The sequence below is a fragment of the Colwellia sp. BRX10-4 genome, assembly GCF_014077465.1.
Taxonomy (GTDB): Bacteria; Pseudomonadota; Gammaproteobacteria; order Enterobacterales; family Alteromonadaceae; genus Colwellia_A.
This window is the reverse complement of sequence record NZ_JACGVZ010000016.1, coordinates 68,386-94,067: the sequence shown is the minus strand read 5'-3', so window position 1 is coordinate 94,067 and position 25,682 is coordinate 68,386. Positions and strand designations below refer to the sequence as shown.

The following is a 25,682-nucleotide window of genomic DNA, read 5'->3' as shown; positions in this document are numbered from 1 at the left end:
TGTTGGGGCTTTTTTAGTTAAAGTATATAAAGCTAAATAATCTCACGCTTGTAAGGGAATATATGAATAACTGTAGAAGTAAGATAAAGATGCAAACCGTTAAATAAAATCAGAAACTGGAATTATTACGATTAAGCGCCGAAAATACCTTTCAAAAAATTAATTAAACGTTGAAATAGCTAACTCCTAAAATATAACTCTAAGGGCAGTAGCCACAAACCACAAACCTGACCTAATTCACTAGTCAAAACAACCCTGTGTTATGTTCACTTTGATACGGTAGCCGACATTAACATCAATAGCTTTTTGAGCTTTTTGCGGTGATCAGAAGAAGTAGTTCTACCTTTATCCTGATAGAGAACTAAGCCACCTAACCGGACAAACAAGAGTCTCCATATCGAAATAGAGAATTAGTCTCCTCATGCTCTTAGCGATAACCTTTCTAGGTTGCTTTTTAGATATTAAAACGGCGTCTATGATGAGCAATACTATCGCTGGTGTAGATCGAGCTAAAGACGTCATTCCCGCTTGTGCAAAAGCGGGTATTGCGCGATGCTTAATGCATGCTAAACCTTAACGATATCTTCAACTCAACCGCACTCGATACCGCCTATACATGGCTGTGTAAGCAGCGGGCTAACTTCCCACCCAATGCCGACATCTGGCATCTGCGCTTTCACTGGACCGCAATCCGCAAGCAACTGCTGCAATCCCTCAACGACCAACGCTGTAGGTTAATGCCGCTCAGTGTGATCACTAAGGCCAATGGTGAGGCCATCCATCTGTGGTCATCTCAAGATGCACTGGTACTAAAGATGTTAGCCATGGCGTTACCGGATGCCTTGGCATTATCCCCTCGCTGTACCCATATCAAAGGGCATGGTGGATTAAAGGCCACCGTGAATACCCTGCACTCAGCCCTACCCGATTACAGCTATGTTATGAAAACTGATGTAAAGCACTACTACGAGTCGATTGACCACACAATATTACTCCAGCAACTAGATAAAGACATTGCCAACCCGTTTGTCTGGCGCTTGTTAGTGCAGTTTGTGAAACGCACAGTTGAAGTGGGCGGTACGTTTAAGTCTATTCACTGCGGTATATCACGAGGCTGCCCGTTATCACCGGTTATCGCGGCTTATTACTTAAAATGATTGGATGAGCAGATGGAAAGTTACCCTCGCTATTTTTAGCGCCGTTTTATAGACGACATTATTGTATTAGCGAAGACCCGCTGGCAGTTACGTAGAGCAGTGAGGGCCGTCAATCAAGCGTTTAACCGTTTGAAGGTCGAGCAAGCGCCGGACAAGAAATTTATTGGAAAGATATCAAGAGGTTTTGATTTTTTAGGGTATCAATTTGGCAAAGATAAATTAACCGTGTCAAAACGAACGGCACACAATCGCTTTCGTCGGTTAACGCAGCTTTATGAGCAAAAAAAGCATCTACCCAATTGGCAGATACTTCTTGATGATTATCGACGACGTTGGGTTACATGGGTTTATGCAGGCATTCCGTCATCGATAATTAATTTCGATAATGGCGAAGCTACATTAAGCTTTTTTCTTAAAGCGACGTGATGCAAAACCCATTAAGCCTAGTGCGAAAATAGCAAGTGTTGATGGCTCCGGTACGGAGGCCGCTTCGACTCCCGCATAGGATAAACCGAATGTGCCAGCGGCTCCTCCCCAGCCATGTACAAGCAAATAATATTGCTGATTTAACGTACTTCTAAAATCATAATCAGAACAATAAGTCGAAGATGATCTGTCGCATAACCATGGATGGTGATCATTAGCGAGCGCTTGTAATTCTACTATTGGGCTAATGTGACCTGTATATACCGATAATAGTGTCTCGTAGTTTGTAGCTATATCGTTCGTATGGAATGACGTTCTTAATCCATTACCAAAGAATGTATACCAGACACCGGGAGAGGTAATGCGGACGCCATCATATGGTGCGCCGCTATCAATCGTTGCGCCAATTGTGGTGCCAATGACCAATCCACTAGCTGATGAAAGCAATTCGGCCCCTGTAACATCATCGTTTATAAGGCTGGCATTAGCCAAACTACTGACTGTCCAAACCAATCCGGCAAAAACAGATCTTAAAAATTTTAAATCCATATGGTATTCCTTTCCACATTTTAGCTTGATTATGCGCGACACTTCAAAAGCGTTGCAAACAGGATGCAATTATAGCAATAATCAGGCCAAGTAAAAATATTCCATTATTACAAGCACTTAAATATTAATTAAAATGTATTGAGCTTGATATGTAAAAAAACCTGACACAAAGCACAAAAAAAAGGCTCTATTGGCTGAGCACCCACGACCAAGGCCGATCTGATACGACGATGATGGCTGGCGAGGCCAACCACTTTCTAATTCTGTTTGATTTGCCTAGTAACCACAAACAACCAGCTGCAACAGTAAAAAATATCTACTGAATCAAAAAATGCCCATCCTCCCCAGCTAATTTACCAAGGTGAGGGAGCAATAAATTATGCTTAAAGCGCAGTGAACTAACTTTTATTTAACGGCAACCCCGAATTTAACGCCTATGTGACTGCCCTCTCTCACTTGACGGGTAAGCCAGTGCTTGCGCAACCTTGTTTGGGCTGAGGTGGTTTGAAAGCGAGCTATTTTTGTGATTACTGTCCATATCGGGTTCACGAACCTAGCCGAGCGCTTGATCTGGCTCGACTCAGAGCCATTTTAGTGGTTTTCGACCCTATGCTAACTTTGCGATATCGAGGTGACTTCCGCTATCGTCAGCTATTATCTACACTCGAACATTGTAAAGAAACCTGACACATTGAGACATCGAATGGGCTGTGGCCTCCATAACCTAACCGCTCCGGCAATGGGGCCGCATTGGGTTGCGATTCGCCACTCTTTAGGATTGCTGCCTATGACCGGTTTTGGCTATGAGTTGACCTAAAGAATAGCCAGCAGATAATGTCAGCGATGCGCAGAAGACATTAACAAAGTTATTTTATAATGTGTTTCGAATGATTATTAAGGTTCACTTATGCCTGTTGAAGTCAGGTTCAAACTTTATTTGACGTGTTTTTTGGTACTTTTTTAATAGATAAAACTTACTGCCACATTTGTTTCGATATTTATTTAGCTTCTACACTTATCTTTGTTCAAAAAGAATCTGTGCAATCATTGAGCATTAATAAAAAAGCCGCTATGACTTAACATAGCGGCTTTACAAATTTAATTTTTATCAGCATTATCTGAAAATAACAGCGAACTTAATGGCCTAAAACATTTCAACCGCAATCGCTGTAGCTTCACCACCACCAATACAAAGAGAGGCTAAACCTTTTGATAAACCTTTGTTTTTTAATGCATGGATTAACGTTACCATAATACGAGCACCACTAGCACCTAAAGGATGACCCAGTGCACAAGCGCCACCATTGACATTGACTTTTTCAACATCTAAGGCTAATTCTTTAATCGCTAACATGGTAACCATGGCAAATGCTTCATTAATTTCCCATAGATCAACATCTGCAGCCGTCCAGTTTGCTTTTGCTAAAACTTTATTCATTGCGCCAACGGGTGCTACGGTAAACTCTTCAGGTTTTTGTGCATGCGTTGCATGAGCAACAATTTTACATAAAGGGCGTAGACCACGTTTTTCTGCTTCTGACTGTTTCATCATCACTAATGCCGCAGCACCATCTGAAATAGAACTAGAGTTCGCAGCCGTAATAGTCCCGTCTCTTTTAAAAGCAGCACGTAATGAAGGTATTTTATCAGGGCGGGCATTACCCGGCTGTTCATCTATTGCAAAGACAGAGTCGCCACGACGAGATTTAATCGTTACTGGCGATATTTCATTTTCGAAAGCACCGCCAGCAATCGCTGCATTGGCACGTGCTAATGAGCGAATAGCATATTCATCCATGTCTTCACGAGTAAACCCAGCATCATCGGCAGTTTCTTGTGCGAAACACCCCATAGCTATGCCGTCATAAGCATTTTCTAAACCATCAGTCATCATATGATCAAGAATTTGACCATGCCCCATTTTTATACCACTGCGACCTTTAGGTAAAAGGTGCGGTGCATTAGTCATGCTTTCCATACCACCGGCAACAGCAACATTAATAGAGCCAGCCATCAGTGAGTCATGTGCTTGCATTGCAGCTTTCATTCCAGAGCCACAGACTTTATTAATGGTGGTACAAACTGTTGATAATGCCAAATCAGCCGCCAAAGCTGCTTGACGAGCAGGCGCTTGTTTTAAACCTGCAGGCAATACACACCCCATGATTACTTCATCAACTTGATCGTTAGCAATATTTGCCGCAGCAAGTGCGCCGCGTATAGCCGTTGCGCCTAAGTCAGGTGAAGTTACAGCAGATAATCCGCCCATAAAACCACCCATAGGGGTTCTAGACGCTGAAACAATAACAATAGGATCTGTAGTAGACATGAAAGCTCTCCGAGATAAAAATAAAAAGGGATAAATTAATGATTAACACCATAACTTATATTTGACGTTTACGCCAACGTAAACTTTAATGGTGAGGACAGAATTATAACCGATTTATATAGTAATGATTTTACCTGAGTGGGTAAATTGTTGATGGGATATTTATTAGCAGCTTGATAAAAAAAGCTCTTACTTTACGTTAACGTAAACTTCCTGTAAGGTGAGTGTATAACATAAATGTAGAGTTTTTCATGGCAGAATTAAAAGCACGGACTTTTTCAATCAGCGATCTTTCTAAAGAGTTCGATATAACGACTCGCAGTATTCGTTTTTACGAAGATCAAGGCTTGCTTGCCCCTACTCGCAAAGGACAAACTCGAATTTATAACCAAAGAGATAAAGTTCGACTAAAGTTAATTCTACGCGGTAAACGCTTGGGGTTTTCTTTAGCCGAAACCGGTCGCATCTTTGAGTTATACGACTTAGATAATACCAGCGCCAGCCAATTAAAACTGATGATGGATATTATTGAGCAAAAAAAATCAGACTTACATCAACAACTCGACGATATAAAAGTGGTGTTGATGGAATTAACAAATTTAGAAGAAAGCTGTTTAGCTACTTTATCAGCTATCGACAATACAAAAACCTAACGCATAACTTTACGTAGCTAACTAAGCTAAGGAAATAACATGATTTCTACCTTTTCATCATTAAACTTTAATCTAGGCGAAACCGTTGAGATGATCCGCGAGTCAGTTAACGCTTTCTCTCGTGACGAAATTGCTCCACGTGCCGCACAAATAGATATTGATAACGAATTCCCAAATGATTTATGGCGCAAATTTGGTGATTTAGGCTTATTAGGCATGACCGTTGACGAAGAATATGGCGGTTCAGGTTTAGGCTATTTAGAACATATGGTGGCAATGCAAGAAATTTCACGTGCGTCTGCTTCTGTTGGTCTAAGTTACGGTGCTATGTCTAACCTTTGTTTAAATCAATTAAACAAAAACGGTTCGCATGAACAAAAAGCTAAATATTTACCAAAACTTTGTAGCGGTGAACATATTGGCGCATTAGCGATGAGTGAGCCTAATGCAGGCTCTGATGTAGTCAGCATGAAATTGCGCGCCGACAAAAAAGGCGATAAGTATATTTTAAATGGCAACAAGATGTGGATCACCAATGGTCCTGATGCCAACGTTTATGTTATTTATGCAAAGACTGATACTTCAGCGGGTTCAAAAGGTATTACTGCTTTTATCGTTGAGCGTGATTACCCCGGTTTTTCTCGTCATCAAAAATTAGACAAATTGGGTATGCGCGGTTCAAATACCTGTGAATTAGTTTTCCAAGACTGTGAAGTACCAGCAGAAAACATTTTAGGTGAAGAAGGTAAAGGTGTTCGAGTCTTGATGTCTGGCCTTGATTACGAGCGTATCGTATTAACCGGTGGGCCATTAGGTATTATGGATGCGTGTATGGACTTAGTTGTTCCTTATATTCATGACCGCAAACAGTTCGGTCAATCCATTGGTGAATTCCAATTGATCCAAGGTAAAGTTGCCGATATGTACACCCAAATGAACGCAGCTAAATCTTATGCTTATCTATGTGCACAGGCGGCCGACAGAGGTGAAACCACACGTAAAGATGCGGCTGGTGTTATCTTAGTTGCTGCAGAACTTGCAACAAAAATGGCCTTAGATGCTATTCAATTACTTGGCGGTAATGGTTACATCAATGAATTTCCAGCAGGTCGTTTGTTACGTGATGCTAAATTATATGAAATTGGCGCAGGTACTTCAGAAATTCGTCGTATGCTGATAGGTCGAGAGTTATTCACCGAGTCTATATAAGGTTATAACTTGCTACAGCCTCTCGATTTAGAGAGGCTGATGAGAGCCACACTGCTCTTGTTTAGCGCGTAACATTAAAGCTAATGTTCTTACTGATAAAATTCCATAATAAAGGCAAATATCGTGGCTAAAATAATTTCAAAAATCAATGTACGCAGCCCAGAATTCATTGAAAACGCTGCTCATATGCAAGTTCAAGTAGACGATTTAAAAGTAAAGCTTGAGCAAATAAAATTAGGTGGCGGACAGCGCAGCTGTGATCGTCATCTATCTCGCGGTAAATTATTACCACGCGATCGCGTTAACGCCTTACTTGATGCTGGCTCACCATTTTTAGAATTATCTCAACTAGCCGCTTATGAAGTTTATGAAGCAGATGTTCCCGCTGCTGGTATTATCACCGGCATTGGACGAGTTGGAGGACAAGAGTGTGTTATTGTCGCTAACGACGCTACCGTAAAAGGCGGTACCTATTTTCCACTAACGGTAAAAAAACATCTTCGCGCACAAACGATTGCCCAAGAAAACAACTTACCCTGTATTTATTTAGTCGACTCTGGTGGCGCTAACTTGCCTAACCAAGACGAGGTTTTTCCTGATAGAGAACACTTTGGTCGCATATTCTTTAATCAAGCAAATATGTCAGCACAAGCGATACCGCAAATTGCTGTTGTTATGGGCTCTTGTACTGCAGGTGGCGCTTATGTACCCGCAATGGCCGATGAATCTATTATTGTTAAAGAACAAGGCACTATATTTTTAGCTGGACCGCCGTTAGTTAAAGCGGCGACAGGCGAAGTCGTTAGTGCTGAAGACTTAGGTGGCGCAGACATACATTGTCGTACCTCAGGTGTTGCCGATCATTACGCACAAAATGATCATCACGCTTTAGAAATTGCCCGTAGTATCGTCGGTAATTTAAATCGTGTTAAACCGGTAACCATGAATATTCAACCTATGGTTGAGCCAGCTTATGACGCACAAGAAATATACGGTGTGGTACCCAAAGATGCTCGCCAACCTTTTGATATTCGTGAAATTATAGCCCGTGTCGTTGATGGTAGTAATTTTGATGAATTTAAAGCTCTTTATGGCACGACTTTAGTGTGTGGTTTCGCACGGATATTTGGCTACCCCGTTGGTATTATCGCCAATAACGGCATTCTCTTTGGCGAATCAGCTCAAAAAGGTGCTCATTTTATTGAATTATGTGCACAACGAAAAATTCCTTTAGTCTTCTTACAAAACATCACCGGATTTATGGTCGGTAAGCAATATGAAGCAGGCGGTATTGCTAAGCATGGCGCAAAAATGGTCACCGCCGTTGCCACGGCACAAGTACCCAAGTTTACCGTGCTAATTGGTGGTAGTTTCGGCGCAGGTAACTATGGTATGTGTGGTCGTGCTTACGATCCACGCTTCTTATTTATGTGGCCAAATGCCCGTATTTCAGTGATGGGCGGCGAACAAGCGGCTGGCGTTTTAGCACAAGTTAAACGTGACCAAAAAGACAAACTCGGTGAACCGTGGAGCGAGCAAGAAGAAGCTGACTTTAAACAACCGATTATTGATACATATGAGCATCAAGGCCACCCTTACTATGCTTCAGCTCGCTTATGGGATGATGGTATTATTGACCCTGCCGATACTCGTCAAATATTAGGTTTAGCCATTTCTGCTTCGTTGAATAAACCTATTGAGGATACCAAATTTGGTATCTTTAGAATGTAGAGCTGAACAAGATGACACTATTAAAAGAGATCAATACCGGTCAAGTATTATTTAACGTAGACCGTTATGGGGTAGCAACAGTTACCTTAAATAATCCTGACAAGCACAATGCTTTTGACGACAAAATTATCGCCCAATTAACGGTGATATTTATTGAAATAGCCCAACGCGACGATATTCACCTGATGATACTCGCATCGACGGGCAAAAGCTTTTCTGCTGGGGCTGACTTAGCCTGGATGAAGCGCATGGCCAGTTACTCATATGAAGAAAACTTACGTGATGCTAACGCGCTTGCTCAGATGTTACATGCACTTAATTTTCTACCGCAAACCACTATTGCACAAATACAAGGCGCTGCTTTTGGCGGCGCAGTGGGCTTAGCCAGTTGCTGTGACATTGTTATCGCCAGTAATAAAGCCAGCTTTTGCCTCAGTGAAGTTAAATTAGGTTTAATTCCTGCGACCATCAGCCCTTATGTCGTCAATGCTATTGGCCAAAAAGCCAGTCGTCGATACTTTCAAACGGCAGAACGTTTCTTTGCAGACAAAGCGCAACAGTTAGGCTTAGTTGATGAGGTTGTTGCGTTAGAAGCGTTAGAAAGCACCGTTATTGATATGGTGAGTACAATATTGAGCAACGGCCCACAAGCCGTTCGTCAAGCAAAAAAACTTGCTTTAGATGTCGCTTATCAAGAAATTAATCTTGATTTACTTAGCATGACCAGTGAACGCATCGCATCAATTCGCGTTTCTGCAGAAGGCCAAGAAGGCTTAACTGCTTTTTTTGAAAAACGACCAGCAAGCTGGCAAAAAGAACCGACGAGTGAAGGATAAAAACATGTCTCAACTAACAACTAAAACAGCTAAAATGTTTACTAAAATTCTTATTGCCAACCGTGGTGAAATCGCCTGTCGCGTAATTAAAACCGCTCGTAAAATGGGTATTTTAACCGTTGCCGTATATTCAGATGCTGATGCTGACTCACTTCATGTCAACATGGCTGATGAAGCCATTTTCCTTGGTCCATCGCCCTCTCGCGAAAGCTATTTATTATCAGAGAAAGTGATTGAAGCGGCAAAACGTACTGGCGCTCAAGCCATTCACCCAGGTTATGGTTTTCTCTCAGAAAATGCTGACTTTTGTCGTCGATGTAGCGATGAAAACATCGTTTTTATTGGTCCACCCGTTGCGGCCATTGAAGCGATGGGGTCAAAGTCTGCCGCTAAAAACATTATGGAAAAAGCCAATGTCCCCTTAGTCCCTGGTTATCATGGTGATGATCAATCCGAAGCCATCATTAAAAAAGCGGCTGACGATATGGGCTATCCAGTATTATTAAAAGCTACTGCCGGTGGTGGTGGTAAAGGCATGCGACAAGTGTGGAGCGAAGCTGAATTTAGTGAAGGTTTTGCTGCAGCTAAACGTGAAGCAATGTCATCCTTTGGTGATGATAGAATGCTGGTTGAAAAGTATCTAACACAACCTCGCCATGTTGAAATTCAAGTGTTTTGTGATAATCATCAACATGCCGTTTACTTATTTGAACGTGATTGTTCAGTGCAACGCCGTCATCAAAAAGTTATTGAGGAAGCGCCTGCCTTTAAAATGAGTGAAAAGCTACGTAAAGCGATGGGCGAATCCGCGATAAAATCTGCCCAGGCTATTGGTTATCAAGGCGCAGGTACGGTAGAGTTTTTACTGGATGTTGACGGTTCATTCTACTTTATGGAAATGAACACTCGCTTACAAGTGGAGCACCCGGTGACTGAAATGATCAGTGGCCAAGATCTAGTCGAATGGCAATTAAGAGTTGCTGCTGGTGAAGTTTTACCAAAAACACAAGAGCAGTTAGTCATTAATGGCCACTCTTTTGAAGCGCGAATTTACGCTGAAGACCCAAATAATGATTTTTTACCTGCAACAGGCACGCTAGATTTTTTACAACCGCCAGCAGAAAGCGTACATGTTCGTGTTGATACTGGTGTTCGTCAAGGTGATGAGGTGAGTGTATTTTACGATCCTATGATAGCTAAGCTAATTGTCTGGGATGAAAATCGTGAAAAAGCACTGCAACGCTTAACAAAAGCCTTGTCGGAATATCGTATTAAAGGTGTTACCACCAACATTGATTTTCTTTATAACTTAGCGACATCAAAACCGTTCATTAATGAAGAAATAGATACCAGCTTTATCGAAAAATACGACAGTGAAATATTTCATGATAACAAACAAGCGTTAGCCGACGAATTACCGATGGCAGCTTTGTATTTAGTGCTTTCACTGGCTGAACAAGCGAAACAAAAAGTAGCAACGACCAAAGATCCTTTTTCTCCTTGGAATAATACCTCAGCGTGGCGCTCTAACGAAGCGCATAATCACCGGGTAGTTCTTGCCCACAATCATATTGAATATCCAGTGACTGTTGAACAGAAACGTCAAGGTAATCGTAGCTACTATTTAATTTCAGTTGCAGGACGAACAGTTGACTGCCAAGGTCAAATTGCCGGTGACACACTCCATGTCAGTATTGATGGCTATCGCAGTCAAGCCACTATCGCGCATAACATTGACAGTTCAGGTGATCATATTAGCTTATATCGTCAAAATGGCGTTTTTAACTTTATTCATATTAAACCTGATTGTGGTGACAATAATGCTGATGATAATCATGGCGGCCTATTAGCCCCCATGAACGGTACTATGGTCAGCGTATTAGTCAAAGCCGGCGATAGTGTGACTAAAGACCAACCCTTAATGATCATGGAAGCGATGAAAATGGAACACACCATTAGAGCCCCTGAAGACGGTACCATTGATACCTTATTTTACGCCGAAGGTGACATGGTTGATGGCGGCAGTGAATTACTTGCTTTTACGCCACAGGAGTCATAATGAGCTCCCTTGCTAATAATACCTTACCTAAAAAAGTAAAAATCGTTGAGGTTGGCCCGCGTGATGGCCTACAAAATGAAAAACAACAAATCAGTGCCGATGATAAAATTGCCTTAATTAATTTGCTCAGTGATGCAGGAGTCACTTACATTGAAAGTGGCAGCTTTGTTTCTCCAAAATGGGTGCCTCAAATGGCAACATCGACCGATGTTTTCAATGGTATAGCACGTAAAAAAGGGGTCACTTACGCCGCCCTCACGCCAAATATGAAAGGTTTTGAAGCGGCTGTAGCGGTGAATGCCAACGAAGTTGCCATTTTTGGCGCGGCTTCTGAAGCGTTTAGTCAAAAAAATATTAACTGTTCAATTGCTGAAAGCCTTGAGCGATTTGAACCGATAATGGCCGCAGCCAAAAAATTAAACATTCCGGTACGAGGCTATGTTTCTTGTGTTGTTGGTTGTCCTTACGAGGGTGAAGTATCACCAGAAAAAGTGGCTGAAGTGGCTGAAAAACTTTACCAAATGGGCTGTTATGAAATATCGCTTGGCGATACGGTTGGTGTAGGAACACCCGTTAATGTACAGAAGATGTTACAAGCGGTTAGTGCCCGTGTACCTAAGGCTAAACTAGCGGTTCATTTTCATGATACCTATGGTCAGGCGTTAACTAACATTTACACCGCTTTACAAAATGGTATTGCCGTTATTGATAGTGCCATTGCTGGATCGGGTGGTTGCCCTTATGCTAAGGGCGCTTCAGGTAATGTTGCCACTGAAGATGTGGTTTATTTACTCAATGGTTTAGGTATTGATAGCGGTATTGATTTAGATAAGTTAGTCCATGCTGGTTGGTTTATCAGTGATAAATTAGGTAAAACCCCGGCATCTAAAGTTTCTAATGCTTACCGTGCACAGTAATAAATATAATAATAAATAACGATGTATGATAAATACTTTATAGAAATAAATGTAATGAGGATTGAATAATGGCCGGATTTGACAAAGTAGTAGCAAGCTATGAAGAAGCGATGGCAGGACTTGAAGATGGCATGACCATTATCTCAGGTGGTTTTGGTTTATGTGGTATCCCTGAAAATCTAATTAGTGAAATAAAGCGCAAAGGCACTAAAGCATTAACGATGGTTTCAAATAACTGTGGTGTCGATGATTTCGGTTTAGGTGTGTTACTGCAAGACCGTCAAATCAAAAAAATCATTGCATCATATGTTGGTGAAAACGCTGAATTTGAACGTCAAATGATGAATGGCGAATTAGAAGTAGAGCTGACACCACAAGGCACTTTGGCTGAAAAAATGCGAGCTGGTGGTGCTGGTATACCTGCTTTTTTTACGGCTACAGGTTATGGAACACCGGTAGCAGAAGGTAAAGAAGAGCGTGAAATAGACGGTAAAATGTATATCCTTGAGCCCGCAATTAAAGGCGACTTTGCCATTGTTAAAGCCTGGAAAGCCGACCGTTACGGCAATTTAGTTTTTAGAAAGACAGCACGTAACTTTAATCCTATGGCCGCAACGGCAGGCAAAATTACTGTCGTTGAAGTTGAAGAGATAGTTGAACCTGGCGAGCTAGACCCAGACCAAATCCATACACCAGGTATCTATGTTAATCGATTGATTTTAGGTACATTTGAAAAACGCATTGAACAAAGAACTGTTCGTACTGCTCAGTCATAAATAATTCAGGGGACTAAACAATGGCTTTAACAAGAGAACAGCTAGCACAACGTGTAGCACAAGAATTACAAGACGGTTATTACGTTAACTTAGGTATAGGTATTCCAACATTAGTCGCTAACTATATTCCTGCGGGAATAGAAGTGATGCTTCAATCTGAAAATGGTTTACTTGGCATGGGACAGTTTCCCACCGAAGACGAGATTGATGCAGATTTAATTAATGCAGGTAAACAAACGGTCACGATGGCAAAAGGTGCCTCTATCTTTGATAGTGCTGAATCATTCGCAATGATACGCGGCGGACATGTCGACTTAACCGTACTAGGTGCCTTTGAGGTCGATGTAAACGGTAACATTGCTTCATATATGATCCCAGGTAAACTGATTAAAGGTATGGGCGGTGCTATGGATTTAGTTGCAGGTGCTGACAATATTATTGTTACTATGACTCACGCTTCTAAACATGGTGTTTCAAAACTTTTATCCGACTGCACTCTACCATTAACAGGTAAAGGTTGTATTAAAAGAGTACTCACTGATTTAGCCTTTATCGAAATTAAAGACGGTAAGTTTCATTTATTAGAGCGAGCGCCGGGGGTCAGTATAGAGGAAATAATAAAACTCACTGACGGTGAATTAATTGTTCCTGAACATGTCCCTGAAATGAAATTTGGATAACCTAGTAGCATATTTATTATAAGATTGAATAAAAAAAAGAGCTTTAGCTCTTTTTTTTTACTCTATATTTTAAATTTCACTTAACGGTTTTGATAGTCAACCATCCGATTAAACCCATGTTATATTTGAAAAAAAATTGATAAAAGTATTTTTTTATTAAATTACTTTACCTGTGTAACTGACGTATTACACATTTTTCTTGCATTTATAGGCTCAACTCGCAATACTGAAAGGGACAAAGAAAAGGCAAAACACGTGAAATCGTGTTACGCAAAACCACCGGTCTAAGGGATTTATGTTTTATATATAAATTCTATGACAGCGGAGTCACCTCGTTATACAAGGTACATCCCGTGGTTTTTTCCTTTACTAACTAAATTAATTACAAGGTTACTAAAATGAAAAAATTATTACTAGCTTCTACCATCACTATTTTAACATTAACGTCTGTTGTATCGGCGCCGAAAGCACAAGCTGCTGGCATCGCTCAAAGCGTTTGCGAGTATGTAGCTGCAGACGACAAGAAACGCATGCGTTCGTTCTTAAAAACGAATAGATTAAAAATTCGCAATATCTTTCAAGGTATAGAGTGTAATGGACAGAATCTGTTGGCGTTTGCATCGTCTAATGGTTCAGTTAAAACAGGTGCTTTGATGATTTCAAAGTTGCCAAAGAAAGTTGTTTCTGAAAACTTAGCTATTTTGCAAACCGGATCGCAACCATTGATAGACGCAGCTAACGAACGCGTTAGCAGCTAAACTTATTTTTTAGTAGATGTTATTTGTTCAATCAAGTGTACAGTTTTACTAGATAATAATTCTATGTCATTTTAAAAAGCCTGCTTCTGCAGGCTTTTTTTTTGCCTTAGTCATTTCAATCTATTTTTTGACTCGTTAAGCTAGCACCATGTTAAAAAACTGATTACACTTAAGTTATACGAAGAAGACTGCGATATACATGTTGAATAAAAGAAGTTATAAAGACAGTAAGAACGCTTTAATACTTACTGGCGGTGGCGCTCGAGCGGCTTATCAAGTAGGTGTGCTTTCTGCCATATCAAAATTTGTCCCAAGAAATCATGGCATCCCCTTCCCCATTATATGTGGCACCTCTGCTGGTGCTATAAATACCACAGCGCTAGCCTGTTATTCTTCATGCTTTCATTTGGGGGTAAAAAAATTAGAATGGGTTTGGAATAATATTAATACCAGTCGAATATACCATAGTGATGGTATACGGGTTTTTTCACATTTGGCGAAAGGTATGCTGGCAAGTTTCCAAGCAGATTATGCCAATAAAAGTGCGCGTAGTTTACTAAACAACGCGCCACTTCGTGACTTACTTAATATGGTGGTTGACTTTAAACGTATCGACACCAATATTTTACGTGGTTATTTATCAGCAGTTTCTATTACTGCATCGAGTTACAGTAATGGCGATTCAATTAGTTTTTATCAATCAGATGAGTCTATTTCTCCTTGGTTTCGCGCTAAACGTCGTGGTGAGCCTTGCCAAATTAATAGTGAACACTTAATGGCTTCTGCCGCTATTCCCCTCGTGTTTCCTTCTATCAAAATTCGCCAAGAGCATTATGGTGATGGGTCTATACATCAACTTTCACCGTTAAGCCCTGCGATACACTTAGGTGGCGAAAATTTGTTTATTGTTGGTGTTGATCAACCTAAAGCGCCACTTCATAGTAAAGTGAATAATCCTCATCCACCGACAACCTCTACTGTTGCCGGTCATTTACTTGATACTATTTTCTCAGATACATTACACAGCGATATTGAACGTCTAGAACGAATTAATGAAACGATAAAACTTATTCCACCAGAACTTAGAAAAGAAAAAGATGGCTTAAAACCGATATCATCATTTCTCCTTAATCCCAGTCATGACTTTAATGCCATGGCCGTAGAGTATTTTTCAGACCTACCGCTATCGATACGTTTATTATTACGCAGCGTAGGTATCTCTAATGACTCTGAATCAAGTATTGTCAGTTATTTATTATTTGAAAAAAATTATTGTCGGCAGTTAATTAAACTGGGATTTGAAGATGCTATGGAACAAGAGACAGCGATTAGAAAATTTTTATCTCTTGAATAGCGATCCATTACTAAAGAAAACGCCTTGTTGAACAAGGCGTTTATTGGCTTAGCCACACTGCAGACAATCAAGGAAAAAGTTAACCCTCACTTAGATGAAATGTCCTGCTCGTTCTAAGCATCTAAACCTAGACCTAACAATACTGTGGACAATCAAGAGAAAAGTTAACCCCACTTGAATGAAATGTCCTGCTCGTTCTAAACATCTAGACCTAGACTCAGACCTAACTACACTGCGGACAATCAAGAGAAAAGTTAACCACACTTGAATGAAATGTCCTGCTCGTTCTAAGCATCTAGACCTAGACCTAACAACACTGTGGACAATCAAGAGAAAAGTTAACCCCACTTGAATGAAATGTCCTGCTCGTTCTAAACATCTAGACCTAGACTCAGACCTAACTACAATGCGGACAATCAAGAGAAAAGTTAACCACACTTGAATGAAATGTCCTGCAATTTCTATGCATTTAGACCTAGAATCAGACCTAGGCCTAGATCTAACAACACGGCATAAAGTCAGGGGAAAAGTTAAACACCCTTTTGGACAAAGCGCTCTGCTCGTTCTACTCGTCTGGGTTTTCCGCGTACAATCAGAGTATCTTGAGCTTGAAGAATAGTGGCTTCATCGGGTTGCTCTGATTCAATATTGTTACGGCGAAGTGCAACCACCGTGACCCGTTTTACCGATAAATTCAGTGACGCTATAGAATGCCCATTAGCAAAAGAATTTTCCGTTAATATAATCCCATTAGCGAATTCAATGCGATCCATAGCATCAGGGCTCATGTCAGTATGTTCACCTTGAAAAAAGCCATGCAAATGGCTGTAGTGGTCTTTACGTTCTTTTTGTACACGGCGAATAATACGAGAAAAAGGCACACCGGTTAAAGATAACACTTGAGAGACCAGCATTAAGCTACCCTCTAAACTCTCTGGTACCACTTGATTAGCACCCGCTTCTTGCAATGCTTGCAGTTGATCATCATTTCGAGTACGCACAAGGATAGGAACATCAGGTGATAATGATCTGACTTTTTGAATAACCTCAAGTGATTGTTTATCTTCACCAAAAGCAATAACAACAAGCTTAGCTTTCGACAAGTGGGCCGCTTGTAATAATTCAGTTTGTCTTGATGAGCCAAAAAGTACATTTTCTCCTGCTTCACGCGCTTTTGTTGCCCTAAGTGGGTCGATATCAATAGCAACAAATTTAATCGATTCTTGCTTTAAAAAACGACTCACTGTTTGGCCAATTCGACCAAAACCACAAATAATAACATGGTCACTTAACTCTGTTTGCTCGGGAAGTTCGGCTAAATGATCGGTATCTATGGGCTTTTCGTTACTCAACATCAACGACCAACGACGAGCATTGTTAATCATATAAGGTGTTATCGCCATACTCAATACACCTGCGCCTAACAAGATAGAAGCAGTTTCAACCGGTAACAATTTAACCTGATTGGCTAAAGCGATAAGCACAAAGCCAAATTCACCCATCTGTGCCAACATAATACCTGCAGCCCAAGCATCTTTAGCCGCTTCTCCTGCGCGTTTTGCTAAAAAGGCGATAATAAGTATTTTAACCACCATAAAGCTGACCATAACGCCGATAATAACTAATGGTGAAGAATAAACGATACCGATGTCGAGTTTCATACCGACCGTTACAAAAAACAAGCCTAGTAAGATATCACGATAAGGCCGGATATCGGCTTCAAGTTGATACTTATACTGGCTTTCACCTAACATCATACCGGCAAGGAAAGCTCCTAAAGCCATAGATAAGCCAAACCATTGAGTCAATGATGATGCCACTAAGGTAACGAGTAAGGTTGTTAGAACAAACAATTCATCCGTTCTAACTTGCGCCACTAAATTAAATAAACGTGGCAGCAACCATTTACCGGCAAACATTAACAAGGTAACGACAAAGACGCCTTTAACTAGAGCAATCAATAACTCAACAACCATTGAGCTATCAGACTCTTGGGCAAACATCGGGATAATAATTAATAAGGGAACAACGGCTACATCCTGAAAAAGTAAGATAGCAACAGAGAGCTGCCCAGACTTTCTTTTCATTGCGCCCGTTTCACTCAATTGCCGAATAACGATGGCTGTTGAAGAAAGCGCTATAATACCACCAATAATCAAGGAACTAGCAAATGTCTGACCAAACAACAAAGCAATGCCCATAAAAAAAGCTAACGAAATACCCACTTGAAGACTACCAACCGCTAAGACCAGATGGCGCATGGCGATTAATTTAGGTAATGAAAATTCTAAGCCAAGGGTGAAAAGTAAAAAGACGATACCTAACTCAGCAAAGTGATCGTAATCTACTTGGTCCTGAACCAGAGATAAACCATGATCGCCAACCAGCATGCCTGCTACTAAGTAGGCTAAAATTGCTGGTAAGTGTAAACGGCGAAATAACCAAACAATAAGTACAGCACTTGATAGAATCGCTAAAAGTTCAAAATGACCTGTCACAAAAAATCCTTATTATATCATTCGCATCGGTATTAAATTTATAAAAATAGAATGAGCACTACTGAGTCTAAAGCAATTATCGGTAGTTTGACAGCGGCAACTCCTTGCCATTAATGAATTGTCAAAAATTCGTCAAAGTTTTTATTAATATAAATTCATTTAATATCAATACTATAAAAAAACCACTTTAAAATAAATTTAGGTATAAAAATTGCTTAGTCTTACCTGATAAAATAATCAGGTGATGATATGCAGACATTAAATTTAGTAGATAATCAGGCTTTTCAATATAACGCTTTTAAAGTGTTCGATAGCCCTGATCATGAAAAATCTAATAGAAAATTAGCGTTAATGGAACAACTCCAAACATCGCTAGAGCTTGATCGTTTACTCAATATTTTTGCAATGGAAGCAGCTAAGTATGTCGATTTTTCAGGTCTATATTTCAAAAAAGGTGATATGACCGCTTCGATTAGAGGGAGTAGACAAGGTAAAAATGAACGTAGTTTTGAATTAAAACTAAACCAAAAATTTGTTGGTATTTTGACCTACGCCATTAATTCACCAATAAGCATGACTAATTATAAGATACTTAACGAGTTACATCAGTATTTAATTCACCCATTAAATAATGCTTTACAGTATCAGGAAGCTTTGCTGTTAGCGATGCAAGATGGATTAACCTCTTTAAATAATCGCCGATGCTTTGATGAGCAGTTAAAACGTGCTATGCACCATGCGAACCGACAAAATAGTAAGGTCGGTTTAATCGTCTGCGATCTCGATAAGTTTAAATTAATTAACGACAGTCATGGCCATAATTTAGGTGATGAAGTCTTGATTCAATTTTCTTTGGCGCTTAAAGAAAGTGTTCGAGATTCTGATAGTTTATTTAGATTTGGTGGTGATGAGTTTTCAATCATTGTTGAAAATGCCACACTAGATTCTCTACTCTTTATTGAACAGCGCATATACAACGCAATGACTTGTGATCCTTTATTATCAAAATATCAGGTCAGTTGTAGTTTAGGGCATACTTTTATGGACAGGATGGATACGCAAACAAGTTTTTTTAAACGCGCCGACAAAGCGCTATATCAAAGAAAAATATTTAAAGACCGTAAGCTAAGTTTAGTCTAGTGAGGTTAACTTAGCTTAACTTTTCGTCTTCTGCAAAATAGCGAAGCGCTAATTTTTGTTGCTCTGGCGTTCTGCCAATAAGCAGGCGGCAAAATCTTACCGCTTTGCCAAATTTTTCAATGCCGACAATTGATAGTGCTTTTTTAAAGTTTTCAGCCGACAAGTCATAGGTTTCAATAAAGTGCTCAATAGCAAGATCAACACTTGGGTAAGTTACCCCATCAAAAGTAAACTCGGTGCCAATATAATCAACATCGAGTTCGACGCCCTCAAGCGACAATAGCCAGCCTTGATAATTTAAGCGTTGTTTGGCTATTTCATACATCATCCAAGCACTTTTTTGAAAGCCAACAAAATTTCCGCTTTCAAACTCACTATCGGCAAGCTCTTCTTTCGTCCAATTGATACCTATCGCTAAATCTTTTTGATAGGTTTGTGCTAAAAAGTGCTTAACATTATTAGCAACAGCCCAAATAGAATGCTGCTTTGCCTTTCTCGCTAAAGAAGTACATTCACGACAACTAGGCACAGATAATGGCGGGTGTGAGCAATCAAAAACTAGAAAGTATTGATGCGGGAAGCCAAATGTTAATTCAGATGGCTCGCCACAAAACCAGCACTGATGGCGTTGTTCAAAAGGTATATCAACTAAGGTGTGTGCCATAAGTACTGTTCAACAATAAATTATCTACGTTTACCGGTAGGTGCTGGTTTGGCTTTTTTTGCCACTTTTGCACGTCGTTTAGCCGCTGGCGTACTGTCTGCCTTTTTACGGGCAATTAATTGGTTTTTCTCTTGTGTCGCTTTGTAACGGCTTTTCTTTAAGGGTTTATCTTCTTTTTCAGCATATTGTGCTGGTAAAGCACGTTCTAGTTCATATCCAGGGACAATTGTTCGTTCAAAAGTTCGACCAATTAATGCTTCAATATTTTCTAAAAACTGTTCATCTTTAGGGCTAACTAATGAAATTGCCGTACCAGACTTTCCTGCTCGGCCTGTGCGGCCAATACGGTGCACATAATCTTCGGCAAGATAAGGCAAGTGAAAGTTAACAACGTAAGGTAAGTCTGGAATATCTAATCCTCGGGCTGCTACATCGGTAGCAACGAGCACGCGAACTTTACCTTGCGTAAATTGTTCAAGGGCTTTGTTTCTTGCACCTTGTGTTTTATCACCATGACACAACGCCGACTTAATTCCGTCAAGCTTAAGTTCTTTGGCGAGTATATTTGCACTTTCTTTGGTACCTGCAAAAACAAGTACTTGCTGCCAATTATTAATACCAATCAATTCTGATAACAACTCACATTTACGTGTTTCTGATACCCAATAAACTGATTGCTTAACCTTGCCTGATGTTGAGTTTTGGCGTGAAACCTCTAAGGTTTTTGGCGTATGTAAGACTTGTTTAGCTAACGTTTTCACTTTATTTGAAAATGTTGCTGAAAACATCAATGTTTGATGTTTTTGCTTAATAACACTGATTAATTGCTGAATGTCATTTAAAAAACCCATATCTAGCATACGGTCAGCTTCATCTAAAACAAGAAATTTAACTTGTGATAAATCTACATTTCTCGCCACTACATGCTCAAGTAGACGCCCAGGTGTAGCAACAAGTACATCAACACCTTGCTTTAACATTCTGGTTTGTGGTGGCATATTTACACCGCCATAAACAGCACCGCAGCTTAATGGTAAAAATTCGCTATAGCTTTCGATATTACGGGCAACTTGTTGAGTAAGCTCACGTGTTGGCGTTAAAATAAGTGCGCGAATGGTTTTCGATGAGTTATTATCACTCGGAATTTTAGCTAAAGCCTCTAGTATAGGTAAACTAAAAGCGGCCGTTTTACCGGTACCTGTTTGCGCACTTGCCAGTAGATCAACTCCAGACCGAATAAGCGGTATAGCTTGCTGCTGAACAGGCGTCAACGTTTTATAACCACAGGCTTTAACTGCCTTTAATAGTTCAGCCGACAACCCTATTGCATCAACACTCATATATCACCACTTATCAAAAAAAACGAAACCCAAAATTAAGGCGCGCATTCTAGCATAGTTTAAACATTATTCATCAGACTATTTTTGCCAGATCCCTTTCGTCAAATTAAAACGATTATGTTCGCTTTCACTTGGCTTATAGCTTGGCAATTTTCCTTGGCTATGTTGCTGATGATAGTCTTGAGTAATACTCACCACAACTTTAGACAAGAGTAATAAAGCCGTGACATTAACAACCGTCATAAGCCCTGTAGATAAATCAGCTAAAGCAATAACTTGAGGTAAACTCGCTACTGAACCAAAAATCAACATTGCCAAGAATCCACAACGTAAAAACCAATGTCCAAGTGGATTATCCATATTTAAATACTTCAAATTATTTTCAGCATAAGCAAAGTTGGCAACAATTGAGGTGAAGCCAAACAGTAAAATAGCGATAGTAATAAAATCGCTACCCCATGCGCCTACTTGATAAGCTAAAGCTTGCTGAGTTAATTGTATTCCCTGTGCATCGCTACCGGTTTCTTTAAATAATAAAATAAGAAAAGCGGTACAAGAACAAATAACAATAGTGTCAAAAAACACAGCAAGCATTTGTATATAACCTTGTGAAACAGGATGAGGAGGATAAGGTACTGCGGCGGCGGCGGCATTGGGTGAGCTACCCATCCCCGCTTCATTAGAATAAAGACCTCGTTTTATGCCTTGGACAATTGCCGCACCAACTAAACCGCTGCCCGCTTCTTTTAAACCAAAAGCAGAAGCAAATATATCGCTAATAATGGCAGGAATTTTTTCAATATTTAAAAAGATAACCGCTAGACAGACCATTAAATAAGCAAGCCCCATAAAAGGTACTGTTATTTCCGCAAAACGAGCGATATTTTTCAAACCACCAAAAACAATAAAGGCCGTTGCTATAGTAATGACAATCCCGGTAAATAACGGGTTAATACCAAAAGAGCCATCAAAAGCACTGGTAATTGAATGGGCTTGCACTGAGCTAAAAACAAAACCATATCCGAAAAATAAACACAGCGAAAAAGTCACCGCAAGTTTTCTACTTTTTAAGCCTTTGCTCATGTAATAAGCAGGACCACCACGAAAGTTTCCGTTGGCGTCTTTTTCTTTATAGAGTTGGCCTAATGCACTTTCAGCAAAGGCAGTTGCCATACCAACAAGAGCAATAAGCCACATCCAAAAAACAGCACCAGCGCCACCTAAGGTAATAGCGACAGCTACCCCCATTAAATTTCCGGTGCCGACACGGGCGGCAAGCGAAGTACATAATGCTTGAAAAGAAGAGATGCCTTGGCTGTCTGTTTTGCGACTTAATTTAAGTAACGTAAACATGTGAGTAAAGTGGGTTATTTGCAGGCACTTTAATCGCCAAGTAAACCAAATACCACAACCGGTCAGTAAATAGATAAGCACACTGCCCCATAAATAACCATTGATCGTACCTATCCATTGTTCTATCAAAATATCTTTCTCACCTTTTTAAATTATTACTAATTATCATAACAAACAAAGTACTACCAGCGTTAGACACTATTAGTGTTAAGAAAAAAAATAGTACTAAGCAAAAAAACCAGTGACGGATCACTGGTTTTTTTCATTTGATAAACTTACTTACAGCGCTTTTAGTATTTTATCTACCGAGTCTTTAGCATCGCCAAATAACATTTGGGTATTATCTTTAAAGAATAGTGGATTTTGTACACCAGCATATCCTGTGCTCATTGAGCGTTTAAAAACAATAACTTGTTTAGCATTCCATACTTCTAACACGGGCATACCGGCAATAGGACTGGTTGGATCTTCTGCTGCCGCGGGGTTAACTGTGTCGTTAGCACCAATCACTAACACAACATCCGTTTTAGGGAAGTCATCATTAATTTCATCCATGCTAAGGACAATATCGTAGGGCACTTTTGCTTCGGCTAACAAAACATTCATATGGCCAGGTAAACGTCCAGCAACTGGATGAATAGCAAAACGCACATCGATCCCCTTCTCTTTTAATACTCGGGTCAATTCATAAACAGGATACTGTGCTTGAGCGACAGCCATGCCATAACCAGGCGTGATAATCACTGATTTAGCAGCAGATAACAAATCAGCAACCGCTTCGACATTAACTTCAACGTGATCGCCATAATCGGTATCATTGTCAATAACAACGTCTGTACCAAAGCCACCAGCAATAACACTTATAAAAGAACGATTCATCGCCTTACACATAATGTATGACAATATAGCTCCTGATGAGCCAACCAAAGCGCCAGTTACAATTAATAAGTCATTATTAAGCATAAAACCAGCCGCAGCTGCTGCCCAACCCGAATAAGAATTGAGCATAGAGACCACTACGGGCATATCTGCTCCACCGATAGAAGCGACTAAATGCCAACCAAAAACAAGCGCAATAAAGGTCATAAAGTACAAGGCGTTAACATCGCCACCACTTTGCACAAAGCTAACAAGTAAAATAAAAGTAACAATACCTGCCACTAAGTTTAACTTATGGCGATGCGGTAACATTAATGCCGAAGAACTAATAACACCACGTAACTTAGCAAAAGCGACAATTGAACCGGTAAAAGTCACCGCGCCAATAAAGACTCCTAAGAAGACTTCAACAAGATGAATATTAGTCGCCATCTGTTGAGTATCAGTCAAATTTAGTAGTAATGAGTGGTCCATTTCAAAATAACTGTTAAAGCCAACAAGTACCGCAGCTAAGCCAACAAAACTATGTAAAATAGCGACCAGCTCTGGCATCTGCGTCATTTCAACTTTTTTGGCTAAATGTAAACCAATAAAAGCGCCAACTGACATGGCAATAAATATCACTAAAACATTATCGACACGTGGGTCGGCAATGGTTGCGATTAAAGCAACAGCCATACCCGTGATACCATACCAATTACCTGTTTCAGCCGTTTCTTGCTTACTTAACCCTGAAAGACTAAAAATAAATAATAATGCGGCAACAATATAAGCTGCGCTAATTAACCCTTGAGAAAATTCCATCAATGCGCCCCTTATCTTCTAAACATTTTTAACATACGTTTGGTCACTACAAAGCCACCAACAATATTTATTGTGGCAATGAGCACCGCAATCCCCGCAAGTACTTGTATTAATATATTGTCTTGCCCTATTTGTAACAAAGCGCCAACAATAATAATGCCAGAAATGGCATTAGTAACACTCATTAAAGGCGTATGCAGCGAATGACTGACATTCCACACCACGTTGTAACCAATGACACAAGAAAGCACAAAAACAGTAAAATGAGAGAGAAAGTCCGCGGGAGCAACACTGGCCACCCAAGCAAACAATAACGCGCCTATTGCCATAAACAGGTGTTTTTTAGTTTGTGATGCGGGTTCTACTTTCTCTTCGACCGCTTTAATTTTTACTGTAGCAGGTTTAGTCGGTGCCGCACTGACTTGGATTGGTGGTGGCGGAAAGGTGATTTCATCATGATTAACGACGGTCATGTTTCGAACCACTTGATCTTCAAAATCAACCGTAATGGTACCGTCTTTATTTGGACACACTAATTTAGTTAAATTAACCAAATTATTTGAATAGAGCTGTGATGCTTGATTGGGTAAACGAGAGACTAAATCTGTGTAACCAATAATTTTAACACCATCAACATTAGTAACTTTACCCGGAACGGTTAAGGCGCAATTACCACCGCCTGCGGCCGCTAAATCAACAATAATAGAACCGGGTTTCATTGAATGAACCATGGCTTCTGTAATTAATTTAGGCGCTGGTTTGCCTGGGATCATCGCTGTGGTAATAATAATATCAACATCTTTGGCTTGCTCTGCAAAAAGTGCCATTTCAGCATCAATAAATGCTTTACTCATTTCTTTTGCGTAACCATCGCCTGATCCCGTATCTTCAGGTTCTTCGTAGTCAAGCTCAAGAAACTCTGCGCCCATACTTTCAATTTGTTCTTTTACTTCAGGGCGCGTATCAAAAGCGCGAACCACAGCGCCTAAACTTCCAGCGGTACCAATAGCAGCAAGACCAGCAACACCCGCACCAATAATCATTACTTTTGCAGGTGGCATTTTACCCGCCGCTGTAATTTGTCCTGTTAAGAAGCGTCCAAAAAGATGGGTTGCTTCAATAACAGCGCGATAGCCGGCAATATTCGCCATTGAACTTAGTGCATCCATTGACTGAGAACGAGTCATACGTGGCACCATTTCCATGGCAAAGGTCGTAATTGATTTTGCGCGTAAGGCTTCGAGTAACTCTGGACTTTGCGCCGGTGCGATAAAACTGACTAAATGTGCGCCATCTTTCATTTGAGCAACTTCATCAAGTGAAGGTGCATTTACTTTAAAAATAATATCTGACTGCCAGCATATTTTTTTAGTGACTAATGAAGCTTCTGCGTCGGCAAACTCTTCATCAGTAAAACTGGCTTTTGTGCCCGCTCCTTTTTGTACTTGGACACTAAAGCCAAGTTTAAGTAGAGCAACTACCGAGCTTGGCGATGCTGCTACTCGGTTTTCCCCTGTTAGTGTTTCTTTAGGTATTCCAATATTCATAAGCCACCTTTTTTAAAAGATCG

The 25,682-nt window shown here is 40.3% G+C and carries 22 protein-coding genes and 1 riboswitch; of the genes, 14 read left to right on the top strand and 8 right to left on the bottom strand.

Translation table 11 applies throughout. From position 1 onward, the window contains the following. Positions 1-421 precede the first annotated feature (421 nt). The 3 genes from H4J67_RS13320 (at position 422) to H4J67_RS13310 (ending at position 1,583) form a co-directional block, all read left to right on the top strand. Positions 422-577: a hypothetical protein gene (locus H4J67_RS13320; RefSeq protein ID WP_182204010.1), complete on the top strand. Its 156-nt coding sequence runs from the start codon at positions 422-424 to the stop codon at positions 575-577. Between the two features lie 160 nt (positions 578-737). Further along, a complete protein-coding gene (locus tag H4J67_RS13315) occupies positions 738-1,157 on the top strand; it encodes a hypothetical protein (protein WP_182204009.1) in 420 nt (139 codons plus the stop codon). A 99-nt stretch (positions 1,158-1,256) separates the two neighbouring features. Continuing rightward, on the top strand, positions 1,257-1,583 hold the full coding sequence (locus H4J67_RS13310) for a hypothetical protein (RefSeq protein ID WP_182204008.1): 327 nt from the start codon (positions 1,257-1,259) through the stop codon (positions 1,581-1,583). Here H4J67_RS13310 and H4J67_RS20720 read toward each other — a convergent pair. Further along, on the bottom strand, positions 1,557-2,030 hold the full coding sequence (locus H4J67_RS20720; RefSeq protein WP_259368600.1) for a PEP-CTERM sorting domain-containing protein: 474 nt from the start codon (positions 2,028-2,030) through the stop codon (positions 1,557-1,559). The two genes, H4J67_RS13310 and H4J67_RS20720, sit on opposite strands and share 27 nt — an antisense overlap. Positions 2,031-3,276: 1,246 nt before the next feature. Beyond that, complete coding sequence (locus H4J67_RS13300; RefSeq protein WP_070376357.1) at positions 3,277-4,461, bottom strand: acetyl-CoA C-acyltransferase; 1,185 nt, start codon at positions 4,459-4,461, stop codon at positions 3,277-3,279. A gap of 251 nt (positions 4,462-4,712) precedes the next feature. Here H4J67_RS13300 and H4J67_RS13295 point away from each other — a divergent pair, with 251 nt between their 5' ends. From H4J67_RS13295 to H4J67_RS13250, 10 genes are all read left to right on the top strand, one after another. Next, a complete protein-coding gene (locus tag H4J67_RS13295) occupies positions 4,713-5,114 on the top strand; it encodes a MerR family DNA-binding transcriptional regulator (protein WP_070376356.1) in 402 nt (133 codons plus the stop codon). A gap of 39 nt (positions 5,115-5,153) precedes the next feature. Continuing rightward, entirely contained in the window at positions 5,154-6,323 is a 1,170-nt protein-coding gene (locus H4J67_RS13290) for an isovaleryl-CoA dehydrogenase (protein WP_182204007.1), read from the top strand. 123 nt (positions 6,324-6,446) lie between these two features. Further along, a complete protein-coding gene (locus tag H4J67_RS13285; protein ID WP_182204005.1) occupies positions 6,447-8,054 on the top strand; it encodes a carboxyl transferase domain-containing protein in 1,608 nt (535 codons plus the stop codon). Between the two features lie 11 nt (positions 8,055-8,065). After that, on the top strand, positions 8,066-8,890 hold the full coding sequence (locus H4J67_RS13280; RefSeq protein WP_182171562.1) for an enoyl-CoA hydratase/isomerase family protein: 825 nt from the start codon (positions 8,066-8,068) through the stop codon (positions 8,888-8,890). Positions 8,891-8,924: 34 nt separating this feature from the next. Continuing rightward, positions 8,925-10,949 carry an acetyl/propionyl/methylcrotonyl-CoA carboxylase subunit alpha gene (locus tag H4J67_RS13275; RefSeq protein ID WP_182171789.1) on the top strand — a complete coding sequence of 675 codons (2,025 nt, stop codon included), beginning with the start codon at positions 8,925-8,927 and terminating at the stop codon, positions 10,947-10,949. Beyond that, entirely contained in the window at positions 10,949-11,866 is a 918-nt protein-coding gene (locus H4J67_RS13270; RefSeq protein WP_182171565.1) for a hydroxymethylglutaryl-CoA lyase, read from the top strand. Before H4J67_RS13275 ends, H4J67_RS13270 begins: the two co-directional genes overlap by 1 nt. Before the next feature lie 68 nt (positions 11,867-11,934). Then, a complete protein-coding gene (locus H4J67_RS13265) occupies positions 11,935-12,642 on the top strand; it encodes a CoA transferase subunit A (protein ID WP_182171568.1) in 708 nt (235 codons plus the stop codon). Positions 12,643-12,662: 20 nt separating this feature from the next. Next, positions 12,663-13,322, top strand: coding sequence for a 3-oxoacid CoA-transferase subunit B (locus tag H4J67_RS13260; protein ID WP_182171571.1), 660 nt, complete (start codon positions 12,663-12,665; stop codon positions 13,320-13,322). Positions 13,323-13,557: 235 nt separating this feature from the next. Next, positions 13,558-13,657: riboswitch (cyclic di-GMP riboswitch) on the top strand. A gap of 63 nt (positions 13,658-13,720) precedes the next feature. Then, entirely contained in the window at positions 13,721-14,080 is a 360-nt protein-coding gene (locus tag H4J67_RS13255; RefSeq protein WP_220463216.1) for a DUF3718 domain-containing protein, read from the top strand. Positions 14,081-14,279: 199 nt separating this feature from the next. Further along, on the top strand, positions 14,280-15,434 hold the full coding sequence (locus H4J67_RS13250) for a patatin-like phospholipase family protein (RefSeq protein ID WP_182171607.1): 1,155 nt from the start codon (positions 14,280-14,282) through the stop codon (positions 15,432-15,434). Positions 15,435-15,964: 530 nt separating this feature from the next. On the opposite strand, the gene H4J67_RS13245 is transcribed toward H4J67_RS13250, so the two are convergent. Further along, positions 15,965-17,932, bottom strand: a complete 1,968-nt coding sequence (locus H4J67_RS13245; RefSeq protein ID WP_182171610.1) for a monovalent cation:proton antiporter family protein — start codon at positions 17,930-17,932, stop codon at positions 15,965-15,967. Between the two features lie 249 nt (positions 17,933-18,181). Between H4J67_RS13245 and H4J67_RS13240 the strand changes: the two genes are divergently transcribed. After that, a complete protein-coding gene (locus H4J67_RS13240) occupies positions 18,182-19,072 on the top strand; it encodes a GGDEF domain-containing protein (RefSeq protein WP_182171613.1) in 891 nt (296 codons plus the stop codon). Between the two features lie 10 nt (positions 19,073-19,082). On the opposite strand, the gene H4J67_RS13235 is transcribed toward H4J67_RS13240, so the two are convergent. From H4J67_RS13235 to H4J67_RS13215, 5 genes are all read right to left on the bottom strand, one after another. Continuing rightward, a complete protein-coding gene (locus H4J67_RS13235; RefSeq protein ID WP_182171616.1) occupies positions 19,083-19,736 on the bottom strand; it encodes a hypothetical protein in 654 nt (217 codons plus the stop codon). Between the two features lie 20 nt (positions 19,737-19,756). Continuing rightward, complete coding sequence (locus H4J67_RS13230) at positions 19,757-21,076, bottom strand: DEAD/DEAH box helicase (RefSeq protein WP_070376345.1); 1,320 nt, start codon at positions 21,074-21,076, stop codon at positions 19,757-19,759. Between the two features lie 78 nt (positions 21,077-21,154). Beyond that, entirely contained in the window at positions 21,155-22,558 is a 1,404-nt protein-coding gene (locus H4J67_RS13225; RefSeq protein WP_220463217.1) for a sodium:alanine symporter family protein, read from the bottom strand. A gap of 150 nt (positions 22,559-22,708) precedes the next feature. Further along, positions 22,709-24,112 (bottom strand): Re/Si-specific NAD(P)(+) transhydrogenase subunit beta, encoded by a 1,404-nt coding sequence (pntB, locus tag H4J67_RS13220; RefSeq protein ID WP_070376344.1) that lies wholly within the window; start codon positions 24,110-24,112, stop codon positions 22,709-22,711. Positions 24,113-24,123: 11 nt separating this feature from the next. Then, the gene (locus H4J67_RS13215; protein ID WP_182204004.1) at positions 24,124-25,659 is read right to left on the bottom strand and encodes a Re/Si-specific NAD(P)(+) transhydrogenase subunit alpha; all 1,536 of its coding nucleotides are present in this window, start codon (positions 25,657-25,659) and stop codon (positions 24,124-24,126) included. Positions 25,660-25,682: the final 23 nt, after the last annotated feature.